The 6,113-nt window shown below is 69.7% G+C and carries 7 protein-coding genes; all 7 read right to left on the bottom strand.

Features of this window, described 5'->3' with window-relative positions; genetic code table 11:
- On the bottom strand, window positions 1-1,025 hold a 1,025-nt coding region (metK, locus tag ABZZ74_RS14215; protein ID WP_356764501.1), incomplete at its 3' end, for a methionine adenosyltransferase.
- 240 nt (window positions 1,026-1,265) lie between these two features.
- The gene (gene coaBC, locus ABZZ74_RS14210; RefSeq protein ID WP_356764499.1) at window positions 1,266-2,468 is read right to left on the bottom strand and encodes a bifunctional phosphopantothenoylcysteine decarboxylase/phosphopantothenate--cysteine ligase CoaBC; all 1,203 of its coding nucleotides are present in this window, start codon (window positions 2,466-2,468) and stop codon (window positions 1,266-1,268) included.
- Between the two features lie 100 nt (window positions 2,469-2,568).
- The gene (gene rpoZ, locus ABZZ74_RS14205; RefSeq protein ID WP_003988945.1) at window positions 2,569-2,841 is read right to left on the bottom strand and encodes a DNA-directed RNA polymerase subunit omega; all 273 of its coding nucleotides are present in this window, start codon (window positions 2,839-2,841) and stop codon (window positions 2,569-2,571) included.
- A 65-nt stretch (window positions 2,842-2,906) separates the two neighbouring features.
- A complete protein-coding gene (gene gmk, locus ABZZ74_RS14200) occupies window positions 2,907-3,464 on the bottom strand; it encodes a guanylate kinase (RefSeq protein WP_133044851.1) in 558 nt (185 codons plus the stop codon).
- 60 nt (window positions 3,465-3,524) lie between these two features.
- Window positions 3,525-3,848 carry an integration host factor gene (locus ABZZ74_RS14195; protein WP_003977346.1) on the bottom strand — a complete coding sequence of 108 codons (324 nt, stop codon included), beginning with the start codon at window positions 3,846-3,848 and terminating at the stop codon, window positions 3,525-3,527.
- A gap of 288 nt (window positions 3,849-4,136) precedes the next feature.
- Complete coding sequence (gene pyrF, locus ABZZ74_RS14190; RefSeq protein ID WP_356764496.1) at window positions 4,137-4,982, bottom strand: orotidine-5'-phosphate decarboxylase; 846 nt, start codon at window positions 4,980-4,982, stop codon at window positions 4,137-4,139.
- Complete coding sequence (locus ABZZ74_RS14185) at window positions 4,979-6,085, bottom strand: quinone-dependent dihydroorotate dehydrogenase (protein WP_356764494.1); 1,107 nt, start codon at window positions 6,083-6,085, stop codon at window positions 4,979-4,981. The genes pyrF and ABZZ74_RS14185 overlap by 4 nt, the downstream gene beginning before the upstream one ends.
- Window positions 6,086-6,113: the final 28 nt, after the last annotated feature.

Here is a 6,113-nt window from a genome sequence, read left to right as displayed (position 1 = left end):
TTCTCGTGGTCGATCTTGGCGGTGCCGAAGGTCTCCACGAACAGACCCACCGGCTCGGCCTTGCCGATCGCGTACGCGACCTGCACCTCGCAGCGCGAGGCGAGACCCGCGGCGACGACGTTCTTGGCCACCCAGCGCATCGCGTACGCCGCCGAACGGTCCACCTTGGACGGGTCCTTGCCGGAGAAGGCGCCGCCGCCGTGCCGGGCCATGCCGCCGTACGTGTCGATGATGATCTTCCGGCCGGTCAGGCCCGCGTCGCCCATCGGGCCGCCGATCTCGAAGCGACCGGTCGGGTTGACCAGGAGACGGTAGTTCTCCGTGTCGAGCTTGATGCCCTCGTCCAGCAGCGCCTTCAGCTCCGGCTCCACGACGAACTCGCGGACGTCGGGGGCGAGCAGGGAGTCCAGGTCGATGTCGCTCGCGTGCTGGGAGGAGACGACGACCGTGTCGAGGCGGACGGCCTTGTCGCCGTCGTACTCGATGGTGACCTGCGTCTTGCCGTCGGGGCGCAGGTAGGGGATGGTGCCGTTCTTGCGGACCTCGGACAGGCGCTTGGCCAGCCGGTGCGCCAGGAAGATCGGCAGCGGCATCAGGGTGGGCGTCTCGTCGGACGCGTACCCGAACATCAGGCCCTGGTCACCGGCACCCTGACGGTCCAGCTCGTCCTCGTCGCCCTCGACCCGGGACTCGTACGCCGTGTCGACGCCCTGGGCGATGTCCGGCGACTGCGCGCCGATCGACACCGAGACACCACAGGAGGCGCCGTCGAAGCCCTTCTTGGAGGAGTCGTAACCGATCTCGAGGATCTTGCTGCGGACGAGGGTCGCGATGTCCGCGTAGGTCTTGGTGGTGACCTCGCCGGCCACGTGCACCAGGCCGGTGGTGATCAGCGTCTCGACGGCGACCCGGGAGGTCGGGTCCTCCTTGAGCAGCGCGTCGAGAATGGTGTCGCTGATCTGGTCAGCGATCTTGTCGGGGTGACCCTCGGTCACGGACTCCGAGGTGAACAGGCGACGGGACACAACGCTCCCTGGGGTTGCAGCGGCTGCTGGCTGATCATGGGCGGACGGGCTCGGGGGCTGCGCCCGGCTCCGTCCGAGAACAGTTTATCGGTCGTACTCGGCCAAGGGCCTCCCTGTCTCGCCTCTCGGGAGGGCCGTGACCTGCGGCACGGGCATTCTGCCCAATGCACCGGCGCCTTGACCAGGGTCGCCACGCCCGTGTGGCAGAGGTTTGAGGGGACCGAGAAGCGAATGACACATTCACGTGAGGCGCTCCGCCACCAGGTCCCAGACGATTTCGGCCAGATGCTCCTTCGGGCCGTGGGGTACGGGCGTCTCGCTGCCGTCGGCGCCCAGCACCACCGCCTCGTTCTCCTCGGAGCCGAAGGTCTTGCGTTCCCCCACCTCGTTGACGACGAGCAGGTCGCAGCCCTTGCGCGCGAGCTTGGCCCGCCCGTTGGCGAGGACGTCGTCGGTCTCGGCGGCGAAGCCGACGACGAGCTGTCCGGGCCGGGCGCGGTCGGCGGAGATCTCCGCGAGAATGTCCGGATTCCGTACGAGGACGATGGGATCGGGGTCCCGGTCGTCCTTCTTCTTGATCTTCCCGGTCGCATAGGTCTCCGGCCGGAAGTCGGCGACCGCGGCGGCCATGACGACCGCGTCGGCCTCCGCCGCGGCCTTCAGCACCGCCTCGCGCAGCTGTACGGCGGTGCCCACCTGGACGACGTCGACGCCCGCCGGGTCGGGCAGGCCGGTGTTGGCGGCGATCAGGGTGACCCGGGCACCGCGGGCGGCGGCGGTGCGGGCCAGGGCGTAGCCCTGCTTGCCGGAGGAGCGGTTGCCGAGGAAGCGCACGGGGTCGAGCGGCTCGCGGGTGCCGCCGGCGCTGACGACGACGTGCCGGCCGACGAGGTCGGGCTCCGTCACGCCCCGGGCGAGGACGCGGCGGCAGACCTCGAAGATCTCGGCGGGGTCGGGGAGCCGGCCCTTGCCGGTGTCGACACCGGTGAGACGGCCGACGGCGGGCTCGATGACGACGGCGCCGCGGAGGCGCAGCGTGGCCACGTTCTCCTGGGTGGCCGGGTGCTCCCACATCTCGGTGTGCATCGCGGGTGCGAAGACGACCGGGCAGCGGGCGGTCAGGAGCGTGTTGGTGAGCAGGTCGTCCGCCAGGCCGTGGGCGGCCCTGGCCAGCGTGTCCGCGGTCGCGGGGGCGACGACGACCAGGTCGGCGTGCTGTCCGATACGGACGTGCGGGACCTCGTGGACGTCGTCCCAGACCTCGGTGGAGACGGGGTTGCCGGAGAGGGCGGACCAGGTGGCGGCGCCGACGAAGTGCAGCGCGGAGGCGGTGGGGACGACGCGGACGTCGTGGCCCGACTCGGTGAACCTGCGCAGCAGCTCACAGGCCTTGTAGGCGGCGATGCCGCCGCTGACCCCCAGCACGACCTTGGGCTTGTCCACCGTCTCTCCCCGGCTCGGCAACGTACGGGTCCATCACACACCACAGGCCCGACAGTCGCGCTGCCGGGCCTGTGGAAAAGCCAACTGCAATGTGAAAGTACTACTGCGCGGGGCCCTCGACGGCCTCGGACGTCAGCAGACCCGCGTTGATCTCGCGCAGGGCGATCGAGAGCGGCTTCTCGTGCACGTGGGTGTCGACGAGCGGACCGACGTACTCGAGGAGGCCCTCGCCGAGCTGCGAGTAGTACGCGTTGATCTGGCGGGCACGCTTGGCCGCGTAGATCACGAGGCTGTACTTCGAGTCGGTGGCCTCGAGGAGCTCGTCGATCGGCGGGTTGATGATGCCCTCGGGCGCGGAGATGGAAGAGGACACGCTCTACCTTCCGATGGATGGGAAAGAATCAGTGCGGATGATCACACCTGAACGATCAGGCACGATCACACGACATCCATCAAGGCTAGCAGCTCGCGCGCCACGTCCTCGACGGAGGTGTTGACCAAGGTCATGTCGAACTCCGGCTCGGCCGCCAGTTCGACCTTCGCCGCGTCGAGGCGACGCTCGATCACCTCGGGCGGCTCGGTGCCACGTCCCGTGAGCCTGCGTACGAGCTCCTCCCAGGAGGGAGGAGCCAGGAACACCAGCTGGGCGTCAGCCATCGACTCCCGGACCTGCCGGGCCCCCTGGAGGTCGATCTCCAGCAGGACGGGCTCACCCGCCTCCAGGCGCTCCAGCACGGCCGTACGCGGCGTGCCGTAGCGGTTGCCGGCGAACTCGGCCCACTCCAGCAGCTCTCCGTTGGCGATCAGCTTGTCCATCTCCTCGTCGGTGACGAAGAAGTAGTGGACTCCGTGCCTCTCGCCCGGGCGGGGTCTGCGGGTCGTCGCCGACACCGAGAGCCAGACCTCGGGGTGTTCCTTGCGCATATGGGCGACGACCGTGCTCTTGCCGACCCCGGAGGGGCCGGAGAGCACGGTCAGCCGCGGACGTTCACTCATGCAGCGATTATTCCAGCAATCCCGGAGTGCCCGGGACTCCCGGTCCGGAGGTTCCGGACCTCAGGAGCCGGTGCTGCCGAACTCACGCTCCAGGGAAGCGATCTGGTTGGAACCGAGACCGCGCACACGGCGGCTCTCGGAGATGCCGAGTCGCTCCATGATCTGCTTGGCGCGGACCTTGCCCACGCCCGGCAGGGACTCGAGCAGCGCGGAGACCTTCATCTTGCCGATGACGTCGTTCTCCTGGCCCTGCTTGATGACCTCGTGCAGGGAGGCGCCGGAGTGCTTGAGTCGATTCTTGACCTCGGCCCGCTCCCGGCGAGCCGCGGCGGCCTTTTCGAGCGCGGCTGCGCGCTGTTCAGGGGTAAGGGGCGGAAGAGCCACGCCTACGTCACCTCGGATGTCGAACTGTCGGATACGGACCGGTGAGGAACCTAGTCGCCCCACACCTGGGGAGCCACGAGCAACACGCTCGCCCGGTGACTCTCGTCGGAGACTAGCGGCCAACTCCGCCAGAGTCAGCGAGAACAGCGGAAAAGTCCTGGTCAGCCTCCGCCAGGCCGGACATTTAGGACATAATGCCCCGGATTTGAGGATGTATTCAGACTCAAGCGGGCCTCGAACCACTCGTCGGAGGACTCGATCGAGCGGCTCGAACACCCCTGACGGTGGTCAGGAGGCCGTCACAGCGGTCCGGATCTCGTCCGCGAAACGGTCCGAGACGGAACGCAGCGCGGCGACGTCCGGACCGTGCCGCAGCACACCCCGGCTGACGTTCGGGACGACGTTGCGGACGGCCGCGCCGAACACGCCGGGAAGATCGGCGGCTGTCGCCCCCTGCGCGCCGACTCCGGGCGCGAGGAGCGGGCCGTTGATGGCCAGGTCGTACGACGACAGGTCGCCCAGCGTGGCGCCGACGACCGCTCCGAACGACCCCAGGGGCTCCTCCCCGGTGTTCTCGGCCGCCAGGTGGCCCAGCATCGTCGCTCCGACGTTCCGGCCGTCCGCCCGGACCGCGTGCTGCACCTCGCCGCCCTCCGGGTTGGAGGTCAGGGCGAGCACGAACAGCCCCGAGCCGCTCTCGCGCGCGAGGGCGATCGCCGGCGAGAGCGAGCCGTAGCCGAGGTACGGCGAGACGGTCAGCGCGTCCGAGAACAGCGGGGAGTCCTTGCGCAGGAAGGCCTCGGCGTACGCGGCCATGGTGGAGCCGATGTCGCCGCGCTTGGCGTCCATCAGGACGAGTGCGCCGGCCGCCCGGGCCTCCTCCACGGTCCTCTCCAGTACGGCGACGCCCCGGGACCCGAACCGCTCGAAGAACGCGCTCTGCGGCTTGACGACGGCGACCCGGTCGGCGAGCGCCTCCACGACCGTGCGGCTGAACCGCTCCAGGCCCGCCACGTCGTCGTTCAGGCCCCACTCGGTGAGCAGGGAGGCATGCGGGTCGATGCCGACGCACAGCGGCCCACGCTCGTCCATGGCGCGGCGCAGCCGGGCGCCGAAGGGCTCGTACGAGGTCATACGGTCTTCCTCACGTCGGCGCCGACCGCGTCGGCGAGGGTGGCGTAGGGACTCGTGCGCAAGCGGGCGACGAGTCCCTTGTGAATGGCCCGGCTCCAGAAGGGCCCCTGGTAGACGAACGCGCTGTAGCCCTGCACGAGGGTGGCCCCGGCGAGGATGCGCTGCCAGGCGTCCTCGGCGTTCTCGATGCCGCCGACGCCCACCAGGGTGATGCGGTCGCCCACGCGCGCGTAGAGGCGGCGCAGCACCTCCAGGGAGCGCGCCTTCAGGGGTGCGCCGGACAGGCCGCCCGTCTCCTTCACGAGGGTGGGTTCGGATCTCAGACCGAGGCCCTCGCGCGCGATGGTGGTGTTGGTGGCGATGATCCCGTCCAGGCCGAGCTCGACGGCCAGGTCGGCGACGGCGTCCACGTCCTCGTCCGCCAGGTCCGGGGCGATCTTCACCAGGAGCGGCACGCGACGGCTGCGCACCACCCGGTCCGCGGCCTCGCGGACGGCGCTCAGCAGGGGCCGCAGCGCCTCGGTGGCCTGCAGGTTGCGCAGGCCGGGCGTGTTCGGCGACGAGACGTTCACGACCAGGTAGTCGGCGTACGGCGCCAGACGCTCGGTCGACTTCACGTAGTCGTCGGCCGCCTCCGCCTCCGGGACGACCTTGGTCTTGCCGATGTTGACGCCCACGACGGTCCTGAAGACCGGCTCACGGGCCGCCAGACGGGCCGCCACGGCCAGCGAGCCCTCGTTGTTGAAGCCCATGCGGTTGATGAGCGCCCGGTCCTTCACGAGCCGGAACAGCCGCTTCTTGGGGTTGCCCGGCTGGGCCTCCCCCGTCACCGTGCCGATCTCGACGTGGTCGAAGCCGAGCATCGACATGCCGTCGACGGCGACGGCGTTCTTGTCGAAGCCGGCGGCGAGCCCGAAGGGGCCGTGCATGCGCAGCCCGAAGGCCTCGGTGCGCAGCTCCTTGTGGCGGGGGGCCAGGGCGGCGGCGACGAAGGTGCGCAGCACGGGAACGCGGGCGGCGAGGCGGATCCAGCGGAAGGCCAGGTAATGGGCCTGCTCCGGGTCCATCCGTGTGAAAACCAGACGGAAGAAAAGCTTGTACATCTCAGGCGTGTCCTCGGATGGGTCCTCA

Source organism: Streptomyces sp. NPDC006476, assembly GCF_040612015.1.
GTDB lineage: Bacteria > Actinomycetota > Actinomycetes > Streptomycetales > Streptomycetaceae > Streptomyces > Streptomyces griseorubiginosus_B.
The sequence above is the reverse complement of the archived record's forward strand: the minus strand, read 5'-3'. Positions and strand labels throughout refer to the sequence as shown.